This window comes from Acidocella sp. (assembly GCF_052326845.1).
Taxonomy (GTDB): Bacteria; Pseudomonadota; Alphaproteobacteria; order Acetobacterales; family Acetobacteraceae; genus Acidocella.
In genome coordinates this window covers 1-25,825 of sequence record NZ_JBKQJR010000074.1, presented here as the reverse complement: position 1 = coordinate 25,825, position 25,825 = coordinate 1, and the positions used below count along the sequence as shown (strand labels likewise).

The following is a 25,825-nucleotide window of genomic DNA, read 5'->3' as shown; positions in this document are numbered from 1 at the left end:
CTGAGATCACCGTTCGGGTCGGCCTATGCCCGGCTTTGGCCGAAACCCGCCCCCTACTCAAACCGATAAGCATCCATCCGCAGCAAGCCGTACTCAACCGAGCTATGCAGAAGCTTGGCTTTCGGCGCAGGGCCCGCGGCGCCGATTGCCACATGCAGCGGCAGCAGATGCTCATCCGTGGGGTGCTCGTCCCGGGCATGGGGGGCAAGCTTGCGGTAATTCGCCAGCGCCGCCAAATCCCCGGCAAGGATCTTCTCGTTCATCCAGTCGGAGAAGACCTTCACGTCGGGCATTTCCGGCGCGTTGAAATCCCGCCCCCCGCGGAAACGGCTGAGGTCATGGGTGAAGCTGCCGCTGCCGATAATCAGCACGCCTTCCTCGCGCAGCGGGGTCAGGGCCGCGCCGAGGGCCAAATGATGGCCAGGACCAAGCTGGGTTTGCAGGGAAAGCTGCATTACGGGAATATCCGCCTCTGGATAGGCCAGCAGTAGCGGCACCCAGGCGCCATGGTCCAACCCGCGCGACGGATCCGTTTCGCAGCCCAGCCCGGCTGCCTGCAGGAGTGCCGCCGTCCGCTGCGCGAGCCAAGGGGCTGTCGGCGCATCGTAACGCAGCTCGTAGAGCGGCCGCGGAAAGCCGAAAAAATCATGGATCGTCGTATTGCGCGCCGGCGTGTTCACGGCGGGGGACATGGTTTCCCAATGCGCGGAGGCGACCAGAATGGCTTGCGGCCGGGGGATAACGCTGCCGAGCGTGCAGAGGAAACGGCGCGCCGGGGTATCCTCCAGGGCGGTCATCGGCGAGCCATGGCTCAGGAACAAGGTTGGCAACATGGAACGAGCTTGCCCGAGCCGCCGCTGCCCCGCAAGCCAAGCAACGCACGTTCCATCCATCCGGCCCCTTGTCAGACCGGGAAAAACAGCCAAACTAAAGCGCTATCAGGACTGTCCTTGTCCGCTTTTTGGGGAACAATAATGTTTATCGAGACCGAAGGCACGCCAAACCCCGCCACGCTGAAATTCCTGCCGGGGCGGGACATTCTGGGCGACAAGACCGCGGATTTCGCCGATGCCGACGCGGCGCTGATCTCCCCGCTGGCCGAGGCGCTGTTCGGCCTGCCCGGCGTGGCGCGGGTCTTCCTGGGCGCGGATTTCGTGACCGTGACGAAGACACAGGATGCGGATTGGCAGGCGCTGAAGCCGCAGGTGCTTGGCCTGCTCATGGAGCATCTGGTCAGCAACCGCCCCATCCTGCGCGAGAACGTGATCCTCGATGCCGAGGATGTGGACCCGGCGGATGCCGAGATCGTGGCGCAGATCAAGGAACTGCTGGATACGCGCATCCGTCCCGCCGTGGCGGGCGATGGCGGCGACATCATCTTCCGCGGCTTCCGTGACGGTGTGGTGAGCCTGAAGATGCAGGGCTCCTGCGCTGGATGCCCGTCCTCCACGGCCACGCTCAAGCATGGCATCGAGAACATGCTGAAGCACTATATTCCTGAAGTGGTCTCGGTTACACAGGCGGCCTGAGCTTCAGGAGAGAGACCAGATGGCATTGGATGACGCGGCGCTCGACGTGTTGTTCCGCAACGCGCGGACACAGTGGGAGTTTGCCGATGAACCCGTCACCGATGACGATCTGAAAGCCCTTTACGAGCTGGCGAAGCTGGGGCCGACTTCGGCCAATTCCTCGCCTGCCCGGTTTGTCTTTGTGCGCAGCCCGGAAGCCAAGGAGAGGCTGAAAGCCTCCCTGAGCCTGGGGAATATCGAGAAGGTGTTGGCCGCGCCGGTCACGGTGATCATCGCCTACGACCCGCATTTCTACCTCAAGCTGCCGCAGCTCTACCCCACCGGCGACGTGAAGGGCTGGTTCTCCGCCAACCCGGACCTCGCCGAGGAGACGGCCTTCCGCAATTCCACCCTGCAGGGCGCGTATTTCATGATGGCGGCCCGGGCGCTGGGCTTCGGCTGCGGCCCGATGTCCGGCTTCGACCGCGCCAAGCTGGACCGCGCCTTCTTCACCCAGAACAGCTGGAAGTCCAACTTCCTGCTGAATCTCGGCCGTCCCAAGGCGGTGGAACTGCCGCCGCGCCTGCCCAGGCTCGGCTTTGACGAGGTGGCGCAGTTCGCGTGAGCTGGCTGGCGATAGATGCGTCCGGCGGCCGTGCCGGTCTTGTCGTGGTCGGCGAGGATGGCGCAGCGCGGCACAAGGTTTTTGCGCCGCTGCGGCCGGGGCTGATCGAAACCCTGCCGGTGCTGCTGGCCGAGGCCGTGAAGGATGGCGGGATCACCAATGTCGCCGTCACCATTGGGCCGGGGAGCTTCACCGGCCTGCGGACCTCCATCGCCCTCGCCCAGGGTTACGCCGCCGCAGCTGGGTTGCCGCTCTGGGGCGTGAGCGTGGCCGAGGCTTATCATGTCCCATTCCCGCAGCTGCATCGTCCGCTTTGGGTGGTGGTCCGCGCCCGCCGTGGCCGGGTGTTCCTGCTGCGCGATGGCGCGGCGGAAGCCTTCGCCGATGAGGACGTCCCGGCAGCGCGCACGCCCATCGCCTTGGCGGGTGACGCGGCGAATGACATCGCCGCCCGGCTGGCCGCGCGTGGTGTGGATGTGATGCTGACCAACGCCAAGGCCATCGACCCAGTCTGGGTGGCCAGGGCCGCAATGGCCAGGCTCGCGGCCGGTCTCGCGCCGCAGCCCGCCCAGCCGCTTTACGTGGACCCGCCGGAAGCAAAACTCCCCGCCGCCGGGTTGCGCCCGCACCCGGTATGATCCGCGCCGGACTAGCCCACGCGCCGCTCCTGGCCGCGCTGCACGCGGAAGCCTTCCCGCGGGACCCGTGGGACGCCGCCAGCTTCGCCACCCTCTTCGGGATGCCCGGCGTCATCGGCCTGATCGACGAGCGCGGCGGCTTCCTGCTCCTGCGCATTGTGCTGGATGAGGCGGAAATCCTCACGATCGGCGTGACGGCGCCGCGCCAGGGCATAGGGCAGGCGCTGATGCGCGAGGGGCTGAGCTTGGCCGCCGCCAATGGCGTGCGGGAGATGCATCTGGAAGTCGCCGCCACCAACGCCCCAGCCCGCGCGCTTTACGGCAAGCTTGGCTTCGTCCAGGTGGGCCTGCGCAAGGCCTATTACCCGGATGGCGGCGATGCCCTGACATTGCATCTGGTTTTGGCCTAGAACGGCGCACTGAATATTTTCACGGAAAGTTATCTATGGCTAAAAATTTTCCCGGTGGAGAGTGGAGTATGGAGCAGATGATCTCCTCACCGGCCCAACACGCGCTGCGCCGCGCTGTTGTCGACCTTGGCTCGAACTCCGTCCGTCTCGTGATCTACGAGGGCGAGGCGCGGAATCCGGTGCAGATTTTTAACGAGAAGGCCGTGCTGCGCTTGGCCAGGGGCATGACCAAGACCGGCCTGCTGGATGAGGCCGCCATGGCCCAGGCGGAGACCGTGCTGCATCGCTACGCCGCCATTGCCCGCGCCATGGGCGCTGTGCCGTTCGACGTGCTGGCGACCTCCGCCGTGCGCGATGCCGAAAACGGCTCCGAATTCGTCAGCAAGATGATGGCGCGCAATCCGGAGATGCGGATCAAGGTCCTTTCCGGCGCGCAGGAGGCGGAACTCTCCGGCGAGGGCGTGCTGTGCGGTATCCCCGGCGCTGATGGCATTCTGGCCGATCTCGGCGGCGGCTCGCTGGAGCTGATCCGGCTGGATGCCGGCAAGGTGGGGCAGGCGGCGACCCTGCCCGTGGGCGTGATCCGCCTGGCAGACCGTTCCGGGGAGGATTTGCTGAAGGCCCGGACCATCGTCACTGCGGAGTTGGAGGCGGTTCCCTTCGCCGCCGAGGCGGCTGGTAAGGATCTTTACGTTTCCGGAGGCGCTTTCCGGGCGCTGGCACGCATCCACATCGCCCAGACCGGCTACCCGCTCAACATAGTGCATCACTACACCATCGGCCGGGAGGAAGCCCGGGACCTCGCGGGCGTGGTCAGCGAGGCCGGACGCAAGCTGATCGAGCGGATGCCCGGCGTGCCGCGCCGGCGCATCGAAGATCTGCCCTACGCGGCTGTCATCCTGCGCCGCTTGCTGCGCGCCACGGGTGCCGCCCGCGTGGTGTTCTCGGCCAACGGCCTGCGCGAGGGCTGGTTCACACGCATGCTGCCCGAGCATATCCGCGCCGAGGACCCGCTGCTGGCCGCCGGGCGGGACCTGACGCGCGGCATCATCCGCGACGCCAATTTGCCGCCGGCGCTGGTCGGGTGGACCGCGCCGCTCTTTCCCAATGAAACCCCGTCGCAGAAGCGCCTGCGCGATGCCGCTTGCTGGCTCTCCGACATCGGCAGCCACGAGCACCCGGAATACCGGGCGGAACAGGCCTTCCTGCGCGTCCTGCGTCAGGCCGGGATCGGGCTCGATCATCACGCCCGCGCCTTCCTCGCCCTGACCATGGCGCTGCGTTACGAGGCGCCGCCGGACGCCGCCTTCCTCGCTCCGGCCCGCACGCTGCTGGATCTGCACGCCACGCGCCGGGCGGAAACGCTGGGGATTGCTCTGCGCCTGGCCTACACGCTCTCCGCCGGTACGCCGCATCTGCTGGCCGGCACGGAGCTTGCCATGTCCGCTGAGCGCCTGACCCTGAGCCTGGCCGAGGCGAATGGCGTGTTCGCGGGTGAGGCTGTGCTGCGCCGCCTGGAGCGGCTGGCGCAGATGCTCGGGCTGGAGGCCGAAACCACGCTTAAATAAGCCGCAGCTATTCGCGGCTATTTCTGCTGGCCGTGGATGTGGTGATAGGCCCTGCCGTGATAGACCAGCCCGGACGAACTGGTGCCCAGGCGAATGGCCTGCACAGCGCAGAAGAACACCGTATGGGTGCCCACCTCAACGGTCTGGTCGATCTTGCAATCCAGGCTGGCGGCGGCGTTCTCCAGCGCCGGGGCGCCGGTCACAAGGCGGGTCCACCTCGCGCGGGCGAAGCGCTCCCCCATCGGCAGATTGCCCCTGCCGGCGAAGATGGGGGAAAGCTCCTCCTGCTCAGGCGCAAGGATGTTCACACACAACACACCGGCGTTCTTGAGTGTGTCGTGCAGGCGGCTGCTGCGGTTGATGCAGACGAGCATGGTGGCCGGGTCGTCGGTCACGCTGCACACGGCGGAAACGGTGATGCCGGCATCCCCCTCCGGACCTTTGGTGGTGACAATGTTCACCGCCGCGCCGAGGCGGGCCATGGCTTCACGGAACTGGGGACGGTCGATTGCGACTGATTCGCTCATGTGGATACTCTATTCATCCGATCAGGATTTCCGCAAGCCTCGCCCCCGGCGCACGACAGCTTCGCCAAACCGCGCCCGCAGCGTGTCGATGGCGGTCTGCCGGGCCAAGCGGCGTGGCGTGAGCGTGTCGGCAAGGTCGCCTTTATCCGCCAGCGCGGCATCCGCCAGCGGGCTGGCGCCGATGCCGATGAGACGGAACTTGGTGCCATCAGCCTCGCGCTTCAACAGCGGGCGCGCGGCTTCGAACAGCGTGTCGGGGAGCTGCGTGGGGTTGGGCAGGCGCTGGCTGCGGGTGCGCAGGGCGAAGGAAGCTGTCTTGAGTTTCAGCACGATCCCGATTGCGGCATGATCTTCCCGCCGCAGCCTGCGGCCCAGTTTCTCGCAGAGTTGCCAAAGCTCATCCTCCAGCGCCGATAGCTCGCGCAGATCGGCGGTGAAGGTGGTTTCCGCGCTGATGGATTTGCTCTCCCGCTTGGGCCGGACGGGGCGGTTATCCAGGCCTTGCGCCCCTGCCACCAAGGCGGGGCCATCCTCGCCCAGCGCCAGGGCCCGCCGCTCATCCAGCGCCGCCAGCTGCCCCACCCGTGTGATGCCCATGGATGCCAGCCGCTTCACCTGGACCGGCCCCACGCCAGGCAGGATTCCCACTGGCTCCGGTGCCAGCGCCTCCGCCGCTTCGGCGCCGAAGACGAAGAAGCCCCGTGGCTTGCCCCGCTCCGCCGCCAGCTTCGCCAGCAGCCGGTTGGGCGCCAGGCCGATGGACACGGTAATGCCCAGCTCCCTCTCCACCTGCCGGGCGAAGCGGTTGAGCACCACGGCCGGCGGCGCGCCGTGCAACGCTTCGGTGCCCGAGAGGTCCAGCGCGGCCTCGTCGATGGACTGCATCTGCACCAGCGGCGTCAGCGCTTCCAGCATCGCCCGCACCTGGCGCGAAACCCCGGCGTATTTCGCGCCGTCCGGCTTCAGCACCACCGCAATGGGGCAGAGCTGGCGCGCCTTGAACATCGGCATCGCCGAGCGCACGCCGGAGAGCCGGGCGATGTAGCAGCATGTGCTGACCACGCCTCGCGCGCCACCGCCGACGATGACAGGCACATCCCGCAGCTCCGGCCTGTCCCGCTTTTCCACGGCGGCGAAGAACGCGTCACAGTCCACATGGCCGATGGCAAGTTCGAACAGCTCAGGATGCCGGACGATGCGCACCGAGCCGCATTGCGGGCAGGCATTGCCCGTCTCAACCACCGCATCGCAGTCACGGCAGATCGCCGGCATGCCGCCTCACAGATCAAATCACCGAGTCGTCGATCACGTAGGCGGCGGTGAGCCCGCCATCAATGGTATAAGCCGAGCCGGTGATGAAGCTGGCCTCGTCCGACGCCAGGAAGGCGACGAGATTGGCGATTTCCGACGGTTGCGCGAGGCGGCCCATCGGCAAATAGCGGCGGCGGAGCTTCCAGGCTTCCTCATCCGCCAGGAAAGCCTGCACCAGCGGCGTGGCCGTCGGCCCCGGGCAGATGGCGACGGCGCGGAGCTTCTTGCGCGCGTACATGATGGCAATTTCGCGCGTCATCGCCAGCACCCCGCCCTTGGCCGCCGTGTAGGCGATCTGCGGAAACGCCGAGCCTACCAGCGCCACGATAGAGGCGTTGTTGATGATAACGCCGCTGCCGGATTTCAGCAGATGGGGAATCCCCGCCTTGCAGCACAGGAACACCGAGGTGAGATTCGCTGCGATGGTCTTGTCCCAGGTGGCGAGCGGGGTTTCCACCGGCCCGGAATCGTCATCGGCGCAGATCCCGGCATTGTTGAACAACGCGTCGATCCCGCCGAACGCCTCCGCGCCCTCGGCGAACATCGCCTCGCACGCCGCGTCATGCGTGAGGTTCCCGATCACCGCCACGGCCTGCCCGCCCGCGGCGCGGATCGCAGCGACGGTCGCTTCCGCGGTTTCGGCATGGATGTCCGCGCAGATCACCGCTGCGCCCTCGGCCGCGCATTTCTCCGCCGTGGCGCGGCCGATGCCGCTGCCCGCGCCGGTGACGAAAATACGTTTGCTCTTCAGACGCATGCCAGAATCTCCCGTAACTGCGCGGTCAGCCCGCCTGCGCCGGGGGCGACTGTTCCCTCGAACACGGCGGAGCCGATGGTGAAGGCATCCGCGCCTGCCTCCCGTAATGCCGCGATGCGTGCTGGGCTGTCGACACTGCCGGCGCAGATCAGCCGCCCTGTTCCGCAGCCACGCCGCGCGGCGCGCACCAGTTCCAGCGGCTCGGCTTCCGTGGCGCGGTAGGCGAGCAGATCTACCCCCGCGCAGCCCTGGGCGACGAATTTCGCCGTATGGGCCTCGATCAGTGCCGCATCGCCGCCGAGCCGCGTGGGGTGGCCGGATGGCGTGCCGGGGAACGGATAATACTCCACCTTTGTGCCGCGCAGAATCTCCAGCGTCTCGGCAACCTGCGTCCCGCCCAGCAGCCGGTCCACACCCAGCTCGGCACCCACACGAGCCGAGTGCAGCGCCGCCTCCGGCGAGGTGGCGACAACCTCCAGATAGCTCACCGCCCCGAGCGCCTTTATCTCCACATGCAGGCGGCGGAGCGTTTCCGCGTCAGCGCCGATGTCCTTGAAGCCGATATGGCGCAGGCCCAGTGCCGCGATCTCGGCCAACACCTCCAGGCAATCCGGTACCGTGCGGTCCTGCCGCGTCAGCATGAAGATGAAATCCATGCGCCATTAGTCTCATTCCCGCCCCGTGACGGCAATAACGCCGAACGAGAATCGATTATTTTGTTGCCGCATCAAGGGGCGCTCCATGGCGTGGTGCATCCAGGCCGCGCACAACAGAGTCAGCCCGATGCTCAGCGGCAGGAATACGGCGGTGAACCAGGCCGCGTTCCCATGCGCCAGGGGGCCCAGCAGCAGAGCCATGGCGCGCTGCACAGGTTCGTTCACCAGATAAAGAGGGTAGGATACTGCGCCGAGATACTGCACCGTCCGGCTTTCCAGCACCGCTCCCCAGGATTGGCGCTGCGCCAGCATCACCAGCCCCCAGGCCAGCGGTGTGAACACCTTCTCGACCCCGCCCGGCAGCGCCAGGGCGCAGGCGCCGATCAGGCAAAGCCAGAAGCTGCGTGCCCCCCCGCCGCGCAGCAACACGGCGCTGGCCAGCCCCAATGCGAAGAACGGCGCGGCATCCGGCAGAAAAGCGCGGCTAAACTCACTCCCCAGCGGCAACGCCCGGTACGCGGCGCCCAGCGCGAGCAGCGCCAGGGCAAACCGCCCGAGCCGGCGCGGGGCGGCAAGCCCGATCAGCACGTAGAATTGCCATTCCGTGGACAAGCTCCAGGCCGGTCCCAGCAGCGTGACATAGGCGTAGGGCAGGGCGCTCTGCGGTATCAGCCCATGCACGAGGGTAAGGTGCGCCAGCAGATGCGGCAGCAGCGGTTCCGGCAGCGCCGCCGCCATGATGTTCCGCCCTTCGGCCCCCACCCAGGGCAGCGCCGCCAGCGGATCGCCCAGCGCGGTGAGACACACGCTCGTTGCGAGAACCAGACAGTAAACCGGCAGCAGCCGCCTCGCCCGCGCCACCATGAAAGGGGCGAACCGCCAGTCGAAGCGCTCGAGAGAATTGGCGATCACCAGCCCGCTCAGGGCGAAGAACAAATCCACCGTGGCTTCGCCATGGTGGAACGGCGCGGTCACCCAGCCCGGCAGGCAGGTGAACGGCAACGCATGGCCGAGCATGACGTAAACCGCCAACACGCCCCGCAAGCCGTCCATTCGCGCCAGGCGCTTCATGAGTGCAACCTAAAAGAGAATCTAGGCTGAATAAATGCCTCAAATGATAGATTTACAACTTTAAATAGAAAAACATCCCACCCGGCCATGGGCATGGCGGGATGCCGCGTATCGTGGCTTAAGCCTTGGTGAGTGCCTGGGTCAGATCGTCGATCAAATCCTGCGTATCCTCAAGCCCCACCGAGAGCCGGATGCAGCCATCGGTGATACCCAGTTTCGCGCGTTCCTCCGCCCCGATGCGCATATGCGTCGTGGTCGCCGGATGGGTGGCGAGGGATTTCGTGTCGCCCAGATTGTTCGAGATGGTGATGATCCGGAACGCATTCATGACGCGGAACGCGGCGTCCTTGCCGCCCTTCACCTCGAAGGTCACCAGCGTGCCGCCGCCCGACATCTGCGACATGGCCAGCTCCCGCTGCGGGTGCGAGGCCAAGGTGGGGTAAAGCGCGCGCGCGATCTTCGGCGAGCTTTCCAGGAACTGCGCGATAGCCTCGGCGGATTTTGACTGTGCCTCGACCCGCAGTTGCATCGTCTCCAGCCCCTTCAGGATCACCCAGGCATTGAACGGTGACAACGCCGGGCCAGTATTGCGGAAGAAGGGCTGGAACACCTCTTCCATCCACTGCTTGCGGCCGAGCACGGCGCCGCCCAGCACGCGGCCCTGGCCGTCCATGTGCTTGGTGGCGGAGTACACCACCACGTCGGCGCCCAGCTCCAGCGGCTTCTGCAGCAGCGGCGTGGCGAACACGTTATCCACCACCACGATGGCGCCGGCCGCATGCGCCAGGGCGGAGACGGCACGTAGGTCCACAATGTCCAGCATCGGGTTGGAGGGCGATTCCAGCAGCACAAGCGCGGTGGGCTTGCTCAGCGCCTCTTTCCATCCCTCAAGATCGGTGCCTTCCACAAATACGGTCTCGATGCCGTATTGCGGCAGCAGCGTGCTGACGATCCAGTGGCAGGACCCGAACAGCGCCCGCGCCGCGACCACGCGCTGCCCGGCCTTCAGCCCGCACAGCAGCGCCGAGGAGACAGCTGCCATGCCCGTGGCGGTGGCGCGGCAGACCTCGGCGCCCTCGATCTTGGCCAGCTTCTGCTCCAGCATCGTCACCGTCGGGTTGGCGAAGCGCGAGTACTGGAAATGCTGAACCCGGTTATCGAACACGGCCTCCGCCATCTCGGCGCTCTCGTAGGTGAAGCCGGAGGTCAGGAACAGCGCTTCCGCGTTTTCCTCGATATTGGTCCGGATGCGACCGGCATGAATCAGGTCGGTGGCGAGGCGGGTCTTCGGCGTGTCGGACATAAGCGTGGCCTATCCAAAAATGCGTCCAGCCACGGGAGATTAAGGCGCGTCCGCGCCGTAGCCTCTTTAGCGCGCTTGTTTTGCTCCTGGCGGCTGCCAGCCTCGCCGCAATCCGGCCGGACAAATCACGAGGTTCCCATCGCTACGCCGCCCCGCTTGCGCGGTCAATGCTCCCGGGATATGTACGCCCCCATGGGCGGGTATGATGTAATGGTAGCCTGCTAGCTTCCCAAGCTCGATGCGCGGGTTCGATTCCCGCTACCCGCTCCAGTTTTCCCATTTAGAGGCTGTTTCAGAACTCGCTCTGGCGAGCTGGATAGCCGTGTTTTTCGGGTTGCGAAGCGCGCGCCATCGGTTCGAGCGCGCTGAGCAATGAGCGGAGCGTACTCAAGGTACGTGAGCACCGGAGCGCAGAAAAACGGGGCTAGGCAGCCGCCAGAGTAGAGTTCTGGAATAGCCTCTACTCAGTCCACGGCGTCTCCGGCCAATCATGCTTGGGGTAGCGCCCGCGCATGTCCCGCCGCGCATCCGCCCAGCCGCCACGCCAGAAACCGGCGAGGTCCGCGGTGATGGCGATGGGCCGCCCGGCCGGGGAGAGCAGCGCGAGTTGCAGCGCTACCTTGCCGCCCGCGAGTTTGGGCGTGGCGTCCGTGCCGTAGAACACATGCGCTCGCGCCGAGGCCACTGGCACCGGGCCGCTATAGTCGATCCGCACCGTGCCGCGTTTCAGCCTCAACTCGGCGGGCAGCTCCCGGTCCAGCCGCATGGCGCGCTCATGTCCCACCCAGTCCCGCAGCAGGGCCAGAACATCCACGCTTTTGGCGCCGCGCAGGCTGCTCATCCCGGCCAGGTAGGGCGCCAGCCAGTCCTGCACCGTGGCGGCCAAGGCAGGGCGGGAGAGGTCCGGGTAGTCCTGGTCGATCCCGCGCATCACCGCCACGCGGGCGCAGAAATTCTCCGCCGCCTCGGTCCAGTCGAGCTGGTCGAGCCGGGTGGAGAGCGCAATGGCGAGCGCCGCCTGCACCTCGTCCGGCGTCGCCGGGGCGTTGCGGTCGGCCAGCACCAGCGCGCCCAGCCGCACGCGCTCGCGCACCGAGACACTGCCGGACACCGGGTCGAACCCAGTCTCGCGCATGGTCCTGCATCTGGCGCGCAGGCCGGCGGGCAGCGCCTCCAACTCCAGCGGCGCGGCGAGCCTGATGCGGCTGCCCTTGGCCTCCAGCCCCGCCACCACCAGCAGCCGCGCCCGCACCAGCGGGTCGGCGGGGGAGAGATTGCCGGACCCGCCGCCCGAGAGCCGGTAGGAGCCAGCCTCGCCCCGCGCCTGGCCGATCCGGTCCGGAAACGCCGCCGCCAGCAGCGCGCCCGGTTCGCCGGCGGCGGGTGTTGCCCCCACGCCTAGCCGGTTGCGGTAGATTTTTGCCGCTTGCCGCACCCGCGCGAGCACGGCGCGGTCGCCTTCCCCGCGCCCTGCCAGCGCTTCCAGCCGCAGCTGCAAATCGGCCGAGGCATCACGGGATAGAAAATCCTTCTCCTCCAGAATCGCCGCGATCTCCGCCGCCATCGCCCGTTCCGGTTTGGCCTCGCTGGCCAGCATCATCGCGGCCAGACGAGGCTCGGCCCGTAGCCGCGCCATCTCCCGCCCCAACGGGGTGATCCGCCCGGCCTCATCCACCGCGCCCAGCTCCTCCAGCAGGGCGCGGGCGGCTTTCACCGCGCCTTCGGGTGGCGGGTCGATGAAGGGCAGGGTGGCAGGAGGCTCGCCCCAGGCGGCGCAGGCCAGCACCATGCCAGAGAGTTCCGCCGCCAGGATTTCAGGCGTCTCGAACAAGGCGAGGCCCCGGTGCAGTGCCTCCGACCACAGTCGGATGGCGACACCCGGCCCGAGCCTCCCCGCGCGCCCCGCGCGCTGTGTCGCCGCCGCCCGGCTGATGCGCAACGTGGCCAGCCTGGTCAGTCCGGTGCCGCCATCCAGCACCGGCGCGCGGCGGTACCCGCCGTCGATAACAATGCGCACGCCCGGCACGGTGAGCGAGGTTTCGGCGATGGAGGTCGAGAGCACCACGCGCCGCCCCTCATGCTCGCGCAGCGCCGTGTCCTGCGCCTCGCGCGAGAGGTCGCCATGCAACGGCAGCACCAGCGCGGGGCATTTCTCCAACGCCGTCTGGGTGCGGCGGATTTCCGCCATGCCGGGCAGGAACACCAGAATATCGCCCGGATGCGCCACCAGCGCCTCGCGCACCGCTTTCGCCGCGGCCTCCGGCAGATCCCGGGCGGACATGATGTCCCGCTTCGCATGCTGCACTTCCACCGGGAACATCTTCCCCGCGCTCTCGATCACGGGCGCGTCGAGCAGCGCGGAAATCTTCTCCGCCTCGGCGGTGGCGGACATGGCGAGAATGCGCAGCTCCGGCCGCAGGCTGCGCTGCAAATCCAGCACCAGGGCTAGCGCCAGATCCGCCTCCAGGCTGCGTTCATGCACCTCGTCGAAGATCACGAGGTTCACCCCGGTCAACCCCGGGTCGGCCAGCAAACGGGATGTCAGCAACCCCTCGGTGATGACCTCAACCACTGTCTCCGGCCCGACGGCGCTTTCCAGGCGGGTGCGAAAGCCGATCCTCTGCCCAGCGCTTTCGCCCAGAAGTTCCGCCATGCGCATCGCCGCCGCCCGGGCCGCCAGCCGCCTGGGTTCCAGCAGCAGGATCTTGCCCATGCCCGCCTGCATCGCCGCCAGCGGCACCAGCGTGGTCTTGCCAGCACCAGGCGGGGCGACCAGCACGGCGTTGCGGGCCTCCTGGTTCAGCGTGCGCAGCAGCTCGGGCAGAATGTCTTTTACGGGCAGGTCGATCATCGCGCCCGGATACCAGAGAGCGCCGCGCCATGCGATATTGCGACCATGCGCGCTTTGCTGGCCCTGTTGCTGCTGCTCCCCCATTTCGCTTTTGCTGCGGCCAGCAATGCGTTCACCTCTCCGCGCGACACGGTGCGGCTGATCTCGGAGACGAACGCAGCGCAGAACGGGGAGGTCCGCCTGGCGCTTGAATTCTCGCTGCAGCCGGGCTGGCATATCTACTGGCAAAACCCGGGGGATGCCGGTTTTCCGCCAAGGCTCACGGCATCGCCGCCCGTCAGCGTGAGCCCCATCACCTTCCCGCCGCCCGAGTATCTGCTGCAAGGCGGGGTGGGGGCCTATGTGCTCTCCGGCCATGTGGTGCTGCCCTTCACCGCCACGGGTGTTGGCGGGAGTGTCTTGGCCACGGCGTCCTGGCTGGTTTGTTCCGATACCTGCGTGCCCGAGCGCGCGAAGTTTTCCCTCAGCCTCACGGGCGGCGCCTCCGCCGAGCAAGCCCTGTTTTCGCCGCCATCTATTGTGTCGTCGCCCTTTCCGGCCATTCTGGCGCCCGATGGCACCCTCGCCGTCACCGGCCTGGGCGCGGGGCAGGTCGCGTCGGCGCGTTTCTTCCCCATTGCCCAGGGTGTGCTGGGCAATGCGGAGCTGCAGCCGCTAAGCTTCACCGCTACCGGGCTTACGCTGCGTTTGCCGCTCACCGGCCCGGCTCCGGTGCCGCTAACCGGCGTGCTGGAACTCACCGACCATTCCGGCGCGATGCAGGCGCTTGCCATCAGCGCTCCGCCCGGCGCAGTGCCATCTCATCTGCCATACTGGCTGCTCGCCCTGGCCGGGGGGCTGATCCTCAACCTCATGCCCTGCGTGTTCCCCATATTGGCGATGAAGGCCTTCGCCTTCGCCCGGCTCGGCGGCGCGGCGCATGGGCATATAAGGCGGGAGGCTCTGGGCTACGCCGCGGGCGTGCTGACGTCCATGCTCGCCCTGGCCGCTCTGCTCCTGGCCCTGCGCGCGGCGGGGGGGGCGGCGTTCTGGGGGTTCCAGTTCCAGTCCCCGGTTTTCGTGGCGCTTGCGGCCTGGATCATCCTCGCCGCCGGGCTGAACCTCGCCGGGCTGTTCCACCTCTCCGCGCCCGGGCTCATCCGGCACATTCCGGCCCAGCATAGTTTTCTCACCGGCCTGCTCGCTGTGCTCGTGGCGACGCCCTGCACCGCGCCCTTCATGGGCACGGCCATTGCCGCCGCTTTGGCGCTGCCCGTCCTGCCGGCGCTGGGCATCTTCGCGGCACTTGGCTTGGGGCTTGCCTTGCCCATCCTCATCATCGCCTTCATCCCGCAACTGGCGGCGCGGCTGCCCCGGCCGGGCGCCTGGATGCTCTGGCTGCAACGCGCTCTGGCGCTGCCGATGCTCGCCACCTTCGCTTGGCTCGCCTGGGTGCTGTTCCGCCAGTCCGGCGGTGTGGGGCTCTCCCTCCTGCTCCTGGGCGCCGCGATGCTCGCCGTGGCGCTGCGGCTTAAGCCCCCGGCTGCCCTGGCGGCGCTGGCGCTGCTGCCGTTTCTGCATGCCGCCCCGGCCGCGCAAGCTCTCACATTGCCGGGCGCGCAGCCCTATTCCGCCACCCGGCTCGCTGCCCTGCGCGCGGCCAACCAGCCGGTATTCGTCGACCTCACCGCCGCTTGGTGCGTCACCTGCCTGATCAACGAGACCACCTCCCTCGCCACCCCCGGGGTGCAGCGCGCTCTCGCCGCGCATCATGCCGCTTTGCTGGTGGGGGATTGGACGGATCGTGACCCTGCCATCACCGCCCTTCTCGCCGCGAATCACCGCGCCGGCGTGCCACTTTACCTCTACTACGCTCCCGGCGCCCAGGGCCCGCAGATCCTGCCGCAAATTCTCTCCCCTGGGCTGGTCATCGCCACGCTGAGCCGCTGAGACGTCGCGCCGCCCATTGCGCCGCCACGGCATTCTGCGCCAAGCTGAATGACAATTCGGTGACGGGATGCGAGGATTGCGTATGGGCCATGGATACGGGGCGGTGCTGAGGGAACGGCATTCGCCGATGGACGCGGACGAAATCCGCGCCGCCTATGAGCGCCAGGCCCGCACTTACGACAATCTTTTCGGCTTTGTCTCCCGCCGCGCCAGGGATGAGGCGATCAAGGCGGTCAACCGGCTTCCCGCCAAGACGGTGCTGGAGGTCGGCGTCGGTACCGGCCTCGCCTTGCCGCATTACAACCAGGACAAACGCATCACCGGCATCGACCTGTCCCACCACATGCTGGCCCAGGCCCGCGCCCGTGTCTCAGCACTTGGCCTGCGCCATGTCGAGGCTCTGCTAGAGATGGACGCACAGGCGACCAGCTTTGCCACCGGCAGCTTCGACGCCGCGGTTGCCATGTTCGTCGCCTCCGTGGTGCCGGACCCGCACGCCCTGGTGCGGGAGCTGCGCCGTGTGGTGAAGCCGGGCGGGACCATCCTGTTCGTTAATCACTTCGCACGGGAAAAAGGGCCGATGTGGTGGGCGGAGCGCGCCATGGCGCCGGCTTCATCCGCGCTCGGCTGGCACCCGGATTTCCGCCTCGGCCATATCTTCAGCCATGCCGATCTCGCCCACGCCAAAATCCGCGTGCTGCGCCCGCTTGGCCTGTTCCGGCTGGTGGAAATCCCCAACTAAGCCTGGGTTGACGTAGCGATGCGCGCGGCTACCCTCTGGGGATGAAGGGGACAGGCCATGCGCTTTGAAGGTACGGATAGTTTCGTCGCGACGGAGGATCTGAAAGTCGCGGTCAACGCCGCGGTGGCGCTGGAGCGTCCGCTGCTCATCAAGGGCGAGCCGGGCACGGGCAAGACCGTGCTGGCGCAGGAAATCGCCAAGGCGCTGAGCAAGAAGCTGATCTCCTGGCATGTGAAATCCACCACCAAGGCGCAGCAGGGGCTTTACGAATACGACGCCGTCTCCCGCCTGCGCGACTCCCAACTCGGCGACCCGCGCGTGCATGACATCGGCAACTATATCATCCGCGGCAAGCTGTGGGACGCGTTCGAGGCCGAAACCGCCCCCGTGCTGCTGATTGACGAGATCGACAAGGCGGATATCGAATTCCCCAACGACCTGCTGCTCGAACTCGATCGCATGGAATTCTTCGTCTACGAGACCCGGCAGACGATCAAGGCCCGGCAGCGCCCGATCATCGTCATTACCTCCAACAACGAGAAGGAGCTGCCGGACGCCTTCCTGCGCCGCTGCTTCTTCCACTACATCAAGTTCCCGGACCGGGAGACGATGCAGCGGATCGTGGATGTGCATTACCCCGGCATCTCCCATTTGCTGCTGCACGAGGCGCTGATCAGTTTCTTCGAACTGCGCGAGCTGCCGGGGCTGAAGAAACGGCCCAGCACCTCGGAGTTCCTCGACTGGCTGAAGCTGCTCCTGGCCGAGGATATCGGGCCCGAGTTGCTGCGCGAGCGCAACGCCGCCAGGCTGATTCCGCCGCTGCATGGCGCGCTGCTGAAGAACGAGCAGGACGTGCACCTGTTCGAGCGCATCGCCTTCATGGCGCGGCGGGGATAGCGTGTTCCTGGCCTTCTTCCTGGCTTTGCGTGCGGCGGGGGTGAAAGCCAGCCTGCGCGAGTTTCTCACGCTCCAGGAAGCCATGCTCCAGGGGCTGGCCGGGTTCGATGTCGAGCATTTCTACTACCTCGCCCGCGCCACGCTGGTGAAGGACGAGCGTTTTCTCGACAAGTTCGACGCCGTTTTCGCCGAGCATTTCAAAGGCGCGTTGAGCCCGCAGCCAGAAGCGGTGGGTGAGGTCGCGCCGCAGGAAATCCCGCGCGAATGGCTTGAGAAATTGGCGGAAAAGCTGCTCACCGAGGAAGAGAAAGCGCAGATCCAGTCGCTCGGCGGGTTCGAGGCGCTGATGGAAACGCTGCGCCGGCGCCTGGAAGAGCAGAAGGACCGCCACCAGGGCGGCAATAAATGGATCGGCACCGCCGGCACCTCGCCCTTCGGCGCCTATGGCTACAACCCGGAAGGCGTGCGCATCGGCCAGGAGGGCAGCCGTCATCGCCGGGCGGTGAAAGTGTGGGACAAGCGGGAGTTCCGCAACCTCGCTGGCGATGCCGAGCTCGGCACGCGTAACATGAAAATCGCGCTGCGCCGGCTGCGCCGCTTCGCGCGCGAGGGCGCGGCCGAGGAGCTGGACCTGACCGGCACCATCCGCTCCACCGCCCGCAATGCCGGGTATCTCGACCTGCAAATGGTGCCGGAGCGCCACAACGCGGTGAAGCTGCTGCTGCTGCTGGATATCGGCGGTTCGATGGACGAGCATGTGCATCTTTGCGAGCAGCTCTTCACCGCCGCCAGCTCAGAGTTCAAACATCTGAAGCATCTCTACTTCCACAACTGCCCGTATGAAACTCTGTGGCAGGACGCGCACATGCGCGCGGCGGACGCGGTCTCCACCGCCGACGTGCTGCATACCTATGACCATACGTGGAAGCTCGTGATCGTCGGCGATGCGGCGATGAGCCCTTACGAACTGCTCTCCCCGGGTGGGGCCATCTCCTCCTGGAACCAGGAGAGTGGGCAAACCTGGCTGAAGCGGATCCTCAATGCCTACCCCAAGGCGGCCTGGATCAACCCGGCGCAGGAGCGCCTGTGGCACTACACCCAGACCACGCGGCTGATCGCCGAGCTGATGGAACAGCGCATGTACGGCCTCACCCTGGAAGGGCTGGATCAGGCGATGCGCCGGCTGATGCGATAGAGCCCCCCTCAAAACCCTACTATGCCGGCCGCCTGGCACCGCATTTCTGCGCTCCGGTGCTCGAAATACGGCACCATTCAACTCGGCCTAGCGGGCTTTGTAAGGAGCTCTAAGCTTCAACCGGCGCAATTGGGTCAGGCCGTCTTCACTTCGATCTTCTTCGCTGTGTCGGCGGGAGAAGGCACTTTGGGCAGCGTTACCGCCAGCACGCCCTTGGCCACGGAGGCACTGATCGCGTCCGCATTCACCCCGTCCGGCAGGTAGAAGCTGCGCTCGAACGCGCCGTAGGTTCGCTCCGTGAGGTGGTAGTTCTTCTCCTCGGTCTTGGTTTCCTGCTGCTTCTCGCCCTTGATCACCAGGGTCCGGCCTTCCAGGGACACATCCACGTCTTCAGCCGCCAAGCCGGGCAGTTCGGCGGTCACCATGAAGGCCTTGTCGTCCTCGGTAATGTCCACCGAGGGTAGTTTTATGCTCTCGGCGCCCCGGAACAGAGACCAGGGCGACAGCGTCTGGCCGAATTGTTCGAAGACCCGGTCCAGCTCATCGCGGAAGGAGCGCCACGGATCATTGGGCTGCGGCGCCAGTGTGCTGCTTTTCTTCACGTCGACTTGTGTATCAGCCATGTGTGTCTCCATTGCAGAAGCATCAACCACGCGGAAATGGCCGAACGCCGCCTTCACGGATCTTCAGGACGGCAAAGCCACTCCCGCTCTTGGCGGCGCCATTTTAGGGAAATGCGCCCCGGATGTCTTGATCAAAATCAACTGGCCGAGGTGGCTCAGAAGCTGCCCTCGGAGACGAAGTCCGACAGCGGCTTGCGCGGGCTCGGCACCTCGCGGGCTTGCAGGGCCTCGGGCAGCAGCGTCTTCGGTCCCTGGCGGCCGATCGCCACCGCGGCTTCAACCTGGTAGCCCGCCGGCACCTTCAGCGCGGTGTACGCCCGGTCCCATTCGATGCCGGCCATGCCGTGGGCGTGCCACCCCATGTAGGCCGCCTGCAGCGCCAGATAGGCCCAGGCCGCGCCGGTATCGAAGGAATGGGTGCGCGAGGGAACCGGCGTGTCCTTGCCCGGCAGGGACATGGTTTCGGAGGACACGATGAACACGAGGGCGGATGCGGTCTTCGCCCAGGAGCGGTTGAACTCGTTCAGCAGGCCGAGCAGCTTGTCCCAATGCGCGTTGTCGCGCCGGGCATAGATGAAGCGCCATGGTTGCGAGTTGTAGGAGGAGGGTGCCCAGCGTGCCGCCTCGAACATGGTGCGCAGCGTGGCTTCGGAGATTTCCTCGCCGGTGAAGGCCCGCGGCGACCAGCGCTCCAGGAAGATCTTTTCGATGGGATGGTCAGCGGTGCGAGAATTGGCAGTGGTCATGTCTTGGATGCTCCTGTCTTTTTCCAGGAGCAGGCTAAGCAAAAACCACCAGTTTGGCAAAAGCTAATCGAATTTATGGAGTTATGCCTGTTCCCGTTCAGGAGCAGGAGGGGTTACTGCAGGTTGCGATCCGGTGCTTCGTCGCTCACCTGGGTAGCCGCAGGGGCTTCCGCCACTTCGTTGCCCTGGCCGTTGGAGGCGATCACAGTACCGGTGTCGGGCCGGTTATAGATGAAGCCGTAGGTCGGGTAAGGCGCGCCCCACTTGCTGCTGTCGCCGAGTTCGACCTGAACTTCCGACCAGTCGTTATTCGCGGAAACGTCCTGCACCGTCACGTCGTTGGTGATGGTGCCGGGGACCCAGTTAGCCTGGGTGATGAGGATGGTGCGGCTATCCATTACGGCGGTCACCACGGCCACGTGGCCGAGCGGCATGCGGCCGATGGAGCGGAAGTTCAGCACAGCGCCTTCTTCCGGCGCATTGCCGCGGGCATAGCGGCCGGCGGCTTCCGCCCACCACAGGAAGGCGTTGCCGGAGAGGTCGACATGCGAGACCTCGCGCGCATAGGGCACGCATTGCAGGCCGGAGTGGCGGTACTGCGCAGAGCGCAAGTGGCGGTAGTGGTAGGCGGTCGCAACCGTGTGGAAATGACCGGTTGAGGCCACATGATGCGTGTGGCTGGTGCTCGCCAGGGCGTGGTGCCCGGCGCTGGCGGTATGCACGTTGTGGATGCGCTTGTGGTGGATCGAAGCCATCGCGGCGTGGGAGGAAACGAGGGACGCGACGTAGAAGGAAACGCCCATAAGGATCTTGCGGGCAAAGCCCGAGAGACTGCAGGGTGTCTTTGTGCCGCCCATAAAATGCCTCATTCCCAGATCGCCAAAGTGAAAACCACTATGTGTCCGGGCTAAGGGTGGTTTGCGTTCTGCGCAACCCGCTACTGAGGCAAAAATACCACAGTGTGAAGATTTTGTGGTTTTTCTGTGGAGGTCGCAACAGAACTTAAGACAAAGTTCCTATCTGTTGCATTCGTAATGATGTTGCGGTGCAGCAGATACGAAAGCGCCGCCGCGAAACTCGTTTCCCGAGTCCGGCGACGGCGCTTAACTGGCTTAATATAAACGAAATAATTTAGGAAATCGGGTCTTACCTGCAGGCCGTGATCATGATTTCCACGAGGTAACGCGGGTCGGCCAGCTCGGCCTGGACGCAGGCGCGCACCGGGGCGGCGCCTTCCGGCAGCCAGGCCGTCCACACTTCATTCATCGCCGCGCGATCTGCAATATTTTTCAACCAGATATGCGCCTGGAGCAGGCGGGTATTGTCCGTGCCATGCGCTTCCAGCAGGGCGTCGATCTGCGCCAGGACATTCTCGGTCTGCGCGGTGATGTCCGCGTCCGGGTTCGTGGCGACCACGCCCATCGTGTAGACGAAGCCGTGGTACTCCACCGCCTTGGAGAGGACCGGGCTGGGTTCAGTGCGGATAATGCGGCTCATAGGGATACTCCGTCAGTTGATGATGTGCGGGGCCACGACCGGAACGCCGTTCACCACGGGTTGGCCGTTATTGTTGCCCGTTTCTTCGCAGTTCTGGATCTGGCTGTCGCTCTCGTGCAGCGCGCCCATGTGCTCGGCGTCGAACACATGCGTCGGCGTGGCGCCGTACATCAGCCCGTTCTGCGCCGTGTGCCCGGCGTCGCTGATGGTGTCCTGGTTGTACTGCGCGTCGGCCTGGGCGGTGCAGGCGGCATCCTCGGCCTGCTGCGCCGGGCTTTCAGGCGTGGAGGCGCAGGCGGCGAGGCCAAGGCAGGCGGTGGCGGCCAGCAGAATATACTTCATGTTATACGATCCCGGCTTCATGCGGCTCCGCAATAGCCCGATTTGGATAAAACTCAATCGGCGATGTGCAGCATGATCTTGCCGATATGCGCGCTGCTTTCCATGAGCGCATGGGCCGCCGCAACGTCTTCCAGCTCGAACACACGGTCGATGACTGGCGCCACCTTGCCGGAGGCCAGCAGGGGCCAGGCCTTCTGCTTCAGCGCCTGGGCGATGGCGCCTTTCTCGGCGGTCGAGCGCGGGCGCATGGTCGAGCCGGTGACCGTCAGCCGCCGGACCATCACCAGGCCCAGATCGAACCCGTCCGCCTTGCCGCCCTCCATGATGGCGACCAAAACCAGCCGTCCGCCCCGGGCCAGGCTCCGCAGGTTCCGCGTCGCGTAGGAGGCGCCGACCATGTCCAGCACCACGTCAACGCCGCGCTTGTCCGTGAGCTTGGCGATCACCTCGGCGAAATCCTGCCGCTTGTAGTTGATCGCCGTGGCGCCGTAGCGCTCGATGACCGCGCATTTCTCGTCCGACCCGGCGGTGGCGAAGACAGTCGAGCCCTGGGCGCGGGCGAGCTGGATGGCCGTGAGCCCGATGCCCGAGGTGCCGCCATGCACGAGCAGGCTTTCCGTTGGCTTGAGCCCGGCGATGTCGAACAGATTGGCCCAGACGGTAAAGAAATTCTCCGGCAGTGCTGCGGCGCGGATCGCGTCATAGCCCTCCGGCCAGGGCAGGCATTGGGCCGCCGGCACGGTCACGTATTCGGCATAGCCGCCGCCATTGCACAGGGCGGTAACACGGTGGCCGGGGTAGAAGCCGCTGGCCGTGGCGCCCAGCGCCACCACCTCGCCAGCCACTTCCAGGCCAAGGATCGGGCTGGCCCCTGGCGGCGGAGGATACAGCCCCTTGCGCTGCTGCACATCCGGCCGGTTCACCCCCGCGGCCATCACGCGGATCAGCACCTCGTCATCCTTGGGAACGGGGAGGGCTGTTCTCTCCACCCGCATCACCTCCGGCTCGCCGGGGGCGGTGACATTCACGTAGCGCATCGTGTCAGGCAGCGTCATGGCGCTAGAACTCCGCCCTTCAGGGCGTGGCGTCAACCCTTGCCCCCGCCCGGCGCAGATGCGAGTTAGGCTGTAAATGTCTCTCTCCCGCCGCCTCATGCTGGGTTTTGCCGGTGCCTGCGCGCTCGCGTCGCGGGCCGGGGCTTCCACGGTCTCTGCCCCTGCCGCGCCGTCTGCGCCGGTCATCGGGACGGTGCTGCCGCTCTCCGGCAATGCGGCGCTGCTGGGGGATGAGGTGCTGCGTGGCATTCTGCTGGCGGCTGACGCGGTGAACCAGGCGGGCGGCATTGCCGGCAAGCCGGTATCGCTGGTGCCGACGGACACGCCGGATCAGGCTTATGCCACGCAGGCGGTGGGGAACCTGATCTCGGGCGCGCATGCCAAAGTCATCCTCGGCAGTGGCATCTCGGCGCTTTCCTACCCTGCCTCCGCCGCGGCCGAGCTGGCGCAGACACCTTTTATAGAACTGACGGCCCTGGCCGACGGCATCCTCACACGCGGCTTCAAATACACTCTCCGCACCGGGCCGAGCGCGTTCATGGTGGGGCAGCTTGCCGCAGCCACCGTTCAGGCCCGCTTCGCCGGGCGCACGCTGGGGCTGCTGTACAATACCGGCGCCGATGATGGCGCAATTGCCGCCGCCGTGACCAGCGCGCTGAACGCGGCGAAACTGCCGGTGAAGCTCGCCATTGGCTATCCCGACGACGTGGCCGATCTGTACGACCAAGCCGGGCGGCTGATGCGCGCCAAGGTGGACGTGCTGCTGCATGCCGCCGGGCTGGATGACGCGCTGGGCCTCGCCTTGGCCATGCAGGCGCAGGGCTGGCGGCCCGGCACTCTGATCGGTTGTGGCGCTGGCTACCAGCTGCGCGAGACGCAGGCGGCGCTCGGTCCCGCCCTGGCGGGCACGTTTGTCATCGGGGCGCCATTCTACCCGGCCTCGGCAGCGGCGGTGCAGGAGGCGTATTTCGCCAAATTCGGCACCAAGCCGCGCTCGGCGGCCAGTCTCACCGCCTATGTTGGCGCAAAGCTGGTATTCGGGGCCCTGAACAAAACCAGTGGCGACCCGTCCAAACTCATCGCCACGCTGCGTGGCACGAATTTGCCGCGCGGCACGCTGAGCAACGGTTTTGGCGTGAATTTCGACCTGAGCGGGCAGAATGCCGGGAGTTTTGTCGTTCTGCAGCAATGGCATGGCGGCGGTCTTGTGCCGGTTGCCACCTAGGTGCGGCGGGCAAGCGTTCGACCCGCCTGACCTCTGCTTCCGCTGCATTGCAACAAACCCGCAAGTAAACTTGATATTGCGAGGTCCGCTCTATATCACTGATGATATACAAGGACCGATTGCACGGTCTGAATAAAAAGAACGGGGCACCAGAACAATGAAGCGGAGTGTTGTATCAGCCTTGGGCGCAGCAGGTTTGCTGGTCCTTTTTGGGCATGTCGCACTGGCCCAGGCCGCGGCGCCGGACCCCACCGCCGCGGTGAATAGCTATGTCGATGCGCCGTTCAATTGGGAACTGTGGTTTCCCGTGGCGGGCAGCCCGATGCAGGCCCAGATCGACTGGCTGATGCAATACGTACTCTGGATCATGGCCGGGGTCGTCGGCTTTGTCGGCATCCTCATGCTGTACGTGATCATCCGCTTCCGTGCCAGCCGCAACCTGAAGCCCAGCCAGGTCACCCATAACACGCTCATCGAGGTGATCTGGATCGTCTTGCCGGTGCTGATCCTGGCCGTCATCATCGTGCCGTCGATCGACCTGATCTATTATGAGGCCGATGACAGCAACCCGTACATGACGGTCACCGTCACCGGGCATCAATGGTACTGGGAATATAATTACAATTCCGTGCCGGGGCTGGATTACACGAGCTACATGGTGCCGGACGACCAGATCAAGCCCGGCCAGCTCCGCCGCCTCTCGGTGGACCACCCGATGGTGCTGCCGGTGGGCGAGAAGATCAGGTTCGTCATCACCTCCGGCGATGTGCTGCACGGCTTCTACCTGCCTTCGCTCGGCGTGCAGAAATACGCCATCCCCGGCACCACGCTCACCAGTTGGACGACGATCACCAAGCCCGGCACCTATTTCGGCCAGTGCAACCAGATCTGCGGCCTGGACCACGACGCCATGCCGATCGAGATCAAGGCTGTCCCGCTGGCCGACTATATTGCCTGGACCAAGACCGCGCTGGCCACCTACACGGATAACACCGTACCTGCCGCGCCGCTGTCTTCGCCCATGCCCCGCAACCAGCTGGCTGACGCCACGCGCTGAGGAGCCTGCACCATGTCCACAACCGCTCACGACCATGCTCACGGCCACGAAGGCCATGGGCACCACAAGCAGAGCTTCATCAGCCGCTGGCTGATGAGCACCAACCACAAGGATATCGGCACGCTCTACATCACCGCGGCGTTCATCGGCGCCTGCGTCGGCGGCGTGCTCTCCATGATCATGCGCCTGCAGCTGATGTATCCGCACAACGACATCATCACCAGCGGCAGCACCTGGAACGCGATCATCACCGCCCACGGGCTGATCATGATCTTCTGGTTCGTGATGCCGGCGCTCATCGGCGGCATGGGCAACTGGTTCGTGCCGATCATGATCGGTGCGCCGGACATGGCCTTCCCGCGCCTCAACAACATGAGCTTCTGGTTCCTGGTGGCGGGCTTCGTTTTCGTTATGCTTGGCCTGTTCCTTGGCTCCGGCACCGGTGCGGGGTGGACGCTCTATCCCCCGCTGGACAACGCGGAGTACTCCCCGGGTATCGCCACGGATTTCTCGCTATTTTCCATCCACCTTGTCGGCATTTCCTCGCTGCTGGGCGCGATCAACTTCATCGCCACCATCCTGAACATGCGCGCCCCCGGCCTGACCATGCACAAGATGCCGCTGTTCTGCTGGTCGATCCTGGTCACGGCCTTCCTGTTGGTGCTGGCGATTCCGGTGCTGGCCGGCGCCGTCACCATGCTGATCATGGACCGCAATTTCGGCACCTCTTTCTTCGAGCCCGCCGGTGGCGGCGACCCGGTGCTGTTCCAGCATCTGTTCTGGTTCTTCGGCCACCCGGAAGTGTACATCATGATCCTGCCGGCCTTCGGCATCATCAGCCATGTGGTTTCCACCTTCTCCAAGAAGCCGATCTTCGGCTATCTCGGCATGGCCTATGCGATGGTGATCATCGGCTTCGTCGGCTTCGTCGTGTGGGCGCACCACATGTTTGTCTCGGCCATCAGCACGGACTCGAAGATCTATTTCGAGGTCGCCACTCTGGTCATCGCCGTGCCGACCGGCATCAAGGTCTTCTCCTGGATCGCCACCATGTGGGGCGGTTCCATCGAGTTCAAGACACCGATGCTCTGGGCCGTGGGCTTCATCTTCCTGTTCGTCATCGGCGGCGCCACTGGCGTGGTGCTGGCCAATGCCAGCCTCGACCAGGAGTTGCATAACGACTACTTCCTGATCGCCCATTTCCACTATGTGCTGTCCATGGGCGCCGCCTTCGCGATCTTCGCCGGGTTTTACTACTGGATCGGCAAGATGGCCGGGCACCAGTACCCCGA

General features: G+C 65.8%; 26 protein-coding genes and 1 tRNA gene. 13 read left to right on the top strand and 14 right to left on the bottom strand.

Features of this window, described 5'->3' with window-relative positions; translation table 11 throughout:
• Positions 1–53: 53 nt before the first annotated feature.
• Entirely contained in the window at positions 54–833 is a 780-nt protein-coding gene (locus tag ACLPJJ_RS04785; RefSeq protein ID WP_443589807.1) for a DODA-type extradiol aromatic ring-opening family dioxygenase, read from the bottom strand.
• Between the two features lie 141 nt (positions 834–974).
• Between ACLPJJ_RS04785 and ACLPJJ_RS04780 the strand changes: the two genes are divergently transcribed.
• The 5 genes from ACLPJJ_RS04780 (at position 975) to ACLPJJ_RS04760 (ending at position 4,749) form a co-directional block, all read left to right on the top strand.
• Positions 975–1,529 carry a NifU family protein gene (locus tag ACLPJJ_RS04780; protein ID WP_443589806.1) on the top strand — a complete coding sequence of 185 codons (555 nt, stop codon included), beginning with the start codon at positions 975–977 and terminating at the stop codon, positions 1,527–1,529.
• A gap of 19 nt (positions 1,530–1,548) precedes the next feature.
• Positions 1,549–2,133, top strand: coding sequence for a malonic semialdehyde reductase (locus tag ACLPJJ_RS04775; protein WP_443589805.1), 585 nt, complete (start codon positions 1,549–1,551; stop codon positions 2,131–2,133).
• Positions 2,130–2,771, top strand: a complete 642-nt coding sequence (gene tsaB / locus ACLPJJ_RS04770) for a tRNA (adenosine(37)-N6)-threonylcarbamoyltransferase complex dimerization subunit type 1 TsaB (protein ID WP_443589804.1) — start codon at positions 2,130–2,132, stop codon at positions 2,769–2,771. Before ACLPJJ_RS04775 ends, tsaB begins: the two co-directional genes overlap by 4 nt.
• Positions 2,768–3,181: a GNAT family N-acetyltransferase gene (locus ACLPJJ_RS04765; protein WP_443589803.1), complete on the top strand. Its 414-nt coding sequence runs from the start codon at positions 2,768–2,770 to the stop codon at positions 3,179–3,181. Before tsaB ends, ACLPJJ_RS04765 begins: the two co-directional genes overlap by 4 nt.
• A gap of 68 nt (positions 3,182–3,249) precedes the next feature.
• Positions 3,250–4,749 (top strand): Ppx/GppA phosphatase family protein, encoded by a 1,500-nt coding sequence (locus ACLPJJ_RS04760; RefSeq protein WP_443589802.1) that lies wholly within the window; start codon positions 3,250–3,252, stop codon positions 4,747–4,749.
• A 17-nt stretch (positions 4,750–4,766) separates the two neighbouring features.
• Here the strand turns inward: ACLPJJ_RS04760 and ACLPJJ_RS04755 are convergent, their stop codons facing one another.
• From ACLPJJ_RS04755 to metZ, 6 genes are all read right to left on the bottom strand, one after another.
• Positions 4,767–5,276 (bottom strand): flavin reductase, encoded by a 510-nt coding sequence (locus tag ACLPJJ_RS04755; RefSeq protein WP_443589801.1) that lies wholly within the window; start codon positions 5,274–5,276, stop codon positions 4,767–4,769.
• A 21-nt stretch (positions 5,277–5,297) separates the two neighbouring features.
• Positions 5,298–6,548, bottom strand: a complete 1,251-nt coding sequence (locus ACLPJJ_RS04750; protein WP_443589800.1) for a DNA polymerase IV — start codon at positions 6,546–6,548, stop codon at positions 5,298–5,300.
• Between the two features lie 13 nt (positions 6,549–6,561).
• The gene (locus ACLPJJ_RS04745; RefSeq protein WP_443589799.1) at positions 6,562–7,344 is read right to left on the bottom strand and encodes an SDR family oxidoreductase; all 783 of its coding nucleotides are present in this window, start codon (positions 7,342–7,344) and stop codon (positions 6,562–6,564) included.
• Positions 7,335–8,000 carry a hypothetical protein gene (locus ACLPJJ_RS04740; RefSeq protein ID WP_443589798.1) on the bottom strand — a complete coding sequence of 222 codons (666 nt, stop codon included), beginning with the start codon at positions 7,998–8,000 and terminating at the stop codon, positions 7,335–7,337. The genes ACLPJJ_RS04745 and ACLPJJ_RS04740 overlap by 10 nt, the downstream gene beginning before the upstream one ends.
• Positions 8,001–8,012: 12 nt before the next feature.
• Positions 8,013–9,071 carry an acyltransferase family protein gene (locus ACLPJJ_RS04735; RefSeq protein ID WP_443589797.1) on the bottom strand — a complete coding sequence of 353 codons (1,059 nt, stop codon included), beginning with the start codon at positions 9,069–9,071 and terminating at the stop codon, positions 8,013–8,015.
• 118 nt (positions 9,072–9,189) lie between these two features.
• Positions 9,190–10,374 (bottom strand): O-succinylhomoserine sulfhydrylase, encoded by a 1,185-nt coding sequence (gene metZ / locus ACLPJJ_RS04730; protein ID WP_443589796.1) that lies wholly within the window; start codon positions 10,372–10,374, stop codon positions 9,190–9,192.
• A 196-nt stretch (positions 10,375–10,570) separates the two neighbouring features.
• On the opposite strand from metZ, the gene ACLPJJ_RS04725 reads away from it, so the two are divergent.
• Positions 10,571–10,644 (top strand) — tRNA-Gly (locus ACLPJJ_RS04725).
• Between the two features lie 190 nt (positions 10,645–10,834).
• On the opposite strand, the gene hrpB is transcribed toward ACLPJJ_RS04725, so the two are convergent.
• Positions 10,835–13,225 (bottom strand): ATP-dependent helicase HrpB, encoded by a 2,391-nt coding sequence (gene hrpB / locus ACLPJJ_RS04720; protein ID WP_443589795.1) that lies wholly within the window; start codon positions 13,223–13,225, stop codon positions 10,835–10,837.
• A gap of 45 nt (positions 13,226–13,270) precedes the next feature.
• On the opposite strand from hrpB, the gene ACLPJJ_RS04715 reads away from it, so the two are divergent.
• From ACLPJJ_RS04715 to ACLPJJ_RS04700, 4 genes are all read left to right on the top strand, one after another.
• Complete coding sequence (locus ACLPJJ_RS04715) at positions 13,271–15,154, top strand: protein-disulfide reductase DsbD family protein (RefSeq protein ID WP_443589794.1); 1,884 nt, start codon at positions 13,271–13,273, stop codon at positions 15,152–15,154.
• Positions 15,155–15,236: 82 nt separating this feature from the next.
• Positions 15,237–15,896: a class I SAM-dependent methyltransferase gene (locus ACLPJJ_RS04710; protein WP_443589793.1), complete on the top strand. Its 660-nt coding sequence runs from the start codon at positions 15,237–15,239 to the stop codon at positions 15,894–15,896.
• Positions 15,897–15,953: 57 nt separating this feature from the next.
• Positions 15,954–16,793 carry an AAA family ATPase gene (locus ACLPJJ_RS04705; protein WP_443589792.1) on the top strand — a complete coding sequence of 280 codons (840 nt, stop codon included), beginning with the start codon at positions 15,954–15,956 and terminating at the stop codon, positions 16,791–16,793.
• Position 16,794: 1 nt separating this feature from the next.
• Entirely contained in the window at positions 16,795–17,988 is a 1,194-nt protein-coding gene (locus ACLPJJ_RS04700) for a vWA domain-containing protein (protein ID WP_443589791.1), read from the top strand.
• 134 nt (positions 17,989–18,122) lie between these two features.
• On the opposite strand, the gene ACLPJJ_RS04695 is transcribed toward ACLPJJ_RS04700, so the two are convergent.
• The 6 genes from ACLPJJ_RS04695 to ACLPJJ_RS04670 form a co-directional block, all read right to left on the bottom strand.
• Positions 18,123–18,611, bottom strand: coding sequence for an Hsp20/alpha crystallin family protein (locus ACLPJJ_RS04695; protein ID WP_443589790.1), 489 nt, complete (start codon positions 18,609–18,611; stop codon positions 18,123–18,125).
• Positions 18,612–18,766: 155 nt separating this feature from the next.
• Complete coding sequence (locus tag ACLPJJ_RS04690) at positions 18,767–19,357, bottom strand: nitroreductase family protein (protein WP_443589789.1); 591 nt, start codon at positions 19,355–19,357, stop codon at positions 18,767–18,769.
• A gap of 113 nt (positions 19,358–19,470) precedes the next feature.
• A complete protein-coding gene (locus tag ACLPJJ_RS04685; protein ID WP_443589788.1) occupies positions 19,471–20,214 on the bottom strand; it encodes a CHAP domain-containing protein in 744 nt (247 codons plus the stop codon).
• A 289-nt stretch (positions 20,215–20,503) separates the two neighbouring features.
• A complete protein-coding gene (locus ACLPJJ_RS04680; protein ID WP_443589787.1) occupies positions 20,504–20,854 on the bottom strand; it encodes a RidA family protein in 351 nt (116 codons plus the stop codon).
• Between the two features lie 12 nt (positions 20,855–20,866).
• Positions 20,867–21,196, bottom strand: a complete 330-nt coding sequence (locus tag ACLPJJ_RS04675) for a hypothetical protein (RefSeq protein ID WP_443589786.1) — start codon at positions 21,194–21,196, stop codon at positions 20,867–20,869.
• A 53-nt stretch (positions 21,197–21,249) separates the two neighbouring features.
• Positions 21,250–22,251 (bottom strand): NAD(P)H-quinone oxidoreductase, encoded by a 1,002-nt coding sequence (locus ACLPJJ_RS04670; RefSeq protein WP_443589785.1) that lies wholly within the window; start codon positions 22,249–22,251, stop codon positions 21,250–21,252.
• Positions 22,252–22,327: 76 nt separating this feature from the next.
• Here ACLPJJ_RS04670 and ACLPJJ_RS04665 point away from each other — a divergent pair, with 76 nt between their 5' ends.
• The 3 genes from ACLPJJ_RS04665 to ACLPJJ_RS04655 all read left to right on the top strand — a co-directional run.
• Positions 22,328–23,476: an ABC transporter substrate-binding protein gene (locus ACLPJJ_RS04665; protein ID WP_443589784.1), complete on the top strand. Its 1,149-nt coding sequence runs from the start codon at positions 22,328–22,330 to the stop codon at positions 23,474–23,476.
• 196 nt (positions 23,477–23,672) lie between these two features.
• The gene (gene coxB, locus ACLPJJ_RS04660) at positions 23,673–24,533 is read left to right on the top strand and encodes a cytochrome c oxidase subunit II (protein ID WP_443589783.1); all 861 of its coding nucleotides are present in this window, start codon (positions 23,673–23,675) and stop codon (positions 24,531–24,533) included.
• Positions 24,534–24,545: 12 nt separating this feature from the next.
• The coding region (locus ACLPJJ_RS04655) for a cbb3-type cytochrome c oxidase subunit I (protein WP_443589782.1) at positions 24,546–25,825 on the top strand (1,280 nt) is incomplete at its 3' end.

Coding starts and splice junctions, on each gene's coding strand:
- ACLPJJ_RS04715 (WP_443589794.1), top strand. CDS start 13,271: ATGCGCGCTTTGCTGGCCCTGTTGCTGCTGCTCCCCCATTTCGCTTTT.
- ACLPJJ_RS04780 (WP_443589806.1), top strand. CDS start 975: ATGTTTATCGAGACCGAAGGCACGCCAAACCCCGCCACGCTGAAATTC.
- ACLPJJ_RS04685 (WP_443589788.1), bottom strand. CDS start 20,214: ATGGGCGGCACAAAGACACCCTGCAGTCTCTCGGGCTTTGCCCGCAAG.
- ACLPJJ_RS04750 (WP_443589800.1), bottom strand. CDS start 6,548: ATGCCGGCGATCTGCCGTGACTGCGATGCGGTGGTTGAGACGGGCAAT.
- ACLPJJ_RS04735 (WP_443589797.1), bottom strand. CDS start 9,071: ATGAAGCGCCTGGCGCGAATGGACGGCTTGCGGGGCGTGTTGGCGGTT.
- ACLPJJ_RS04695 (WP_443589790.1), bottom strand. CDS start 18,611: ATGGCTGATACACAAGTCGACGTGAAGAAAAGCAGCACACTGGCGCCG.
- ACLPJJ_RS04760 (WP_443589802.1), top strand. CDS start 3,250: ATGGAGCAGATGATCTCCTCACCGGCCCAACACGCGCTGCGCCGCGCT.
- hrpB (WP_443589795.1), bottom strand. CDS start 13,225: ATGATCGACCTGCCCGTAAAAGACATTCTGCCCGAGCTGCTGCGCACG.
- ACLPJJ_RS04775 (WP_443589805.1), top strand. CDS start 1,549: ATGGCATTGGATGACGCGGCGCTCGACGTGTTGTTCCGCAACGCGCGG.
- ACLPJJ_RS04740 (WP_443589798.1), bottom strand. CDS start 8,000: ATGGATTTCATCTTCATGCTGACGCGGCAGGACCGCACGGTACCGGAT.
- ACLPJJ_RS04680 (WP_443589787.1), bottom strand. CDS start 20,854: ATGAGCCGCATTATCCGCACTGAACCCAGCCCGGTCCTCTCCAAGGCG.
- metZ (WP_443589796.1), bottom strand. CDS start 10,374: ATGTCCGACACGCCGAAGACCCGCCTCGCCACCGACCTGATTCATGCC.
- ACLPJJ_RS04745 (WP_443589799.1), bottom strand. CDS start 7,344: ATGCGTCTGAAGAGCAAACGTATTTTCGTCACCGGCGCGGGCAGCGGC.
- ACLPJJ_RS04785 (WP_443589807.1), bottom strand. CDS start 833: ATGTTGCCAACCTTGTTCCTGAGCCATGGCTCGCCGATGACCGCCCTG.
- ACLPJJ_RS04665 (WP_443589784.1), top strand. CDS start 22,328: ATGTCTCTCTCCCGCCGCCTCATGCTGGGTTTTGCCGGTGCCTGCGCG.
- ACLPJJ_RS04765 (WP_443589803.1), top strand. CDS start 2,768: ATGATCCGCGCCGGACTAGCCCACGCGCCGCTCCTGGCCGCGCTGCAC.
- ACLPJJ_RS04755 (WP_443589801.1), bottom strand. CDS start 5,276: ATGAGCGAATCAGTCGCAATCGACCGTCCCCAGTTCCGTGAAGCCATG.
- ACLPJJ_RS04670 (WP_443589785.1), bottom strand. CDS start 22,251: ATGACGCTGCCTGACACGATGCGCTACGTGAATGTCACCGCCCCCGGC.
- ACLPJJ_RS04705 (WP_443589792.1), top strand. CDS start 15,954: ATGCGCTTTGAAGGTACGGATAGTTTCGTCGCGACGGAGGATCTGAAA.
- ACLPJJ_RS04675 (WP_443589786.1), bottom strand. CDS start 21,196: ATGAAGTATATTCTGCTGGCCGCCACCGCCTGCCTTGGCCTCGCCGCC.
- ACLPJJ_RS04710 (WP_443589793.1), top strand. CDS start 15,237: ATGGGCCATGGATACGGGGCGGTGCTGAGGGAACGGCATTCGCCGATG.
- ACLPJJ_RS04690 (WP_443589789.1), bottom strand. CDS start 19,357: ATGACCACTGCCAATTCTCGCACCGCTGACCATCCCATCGAAAAGATC.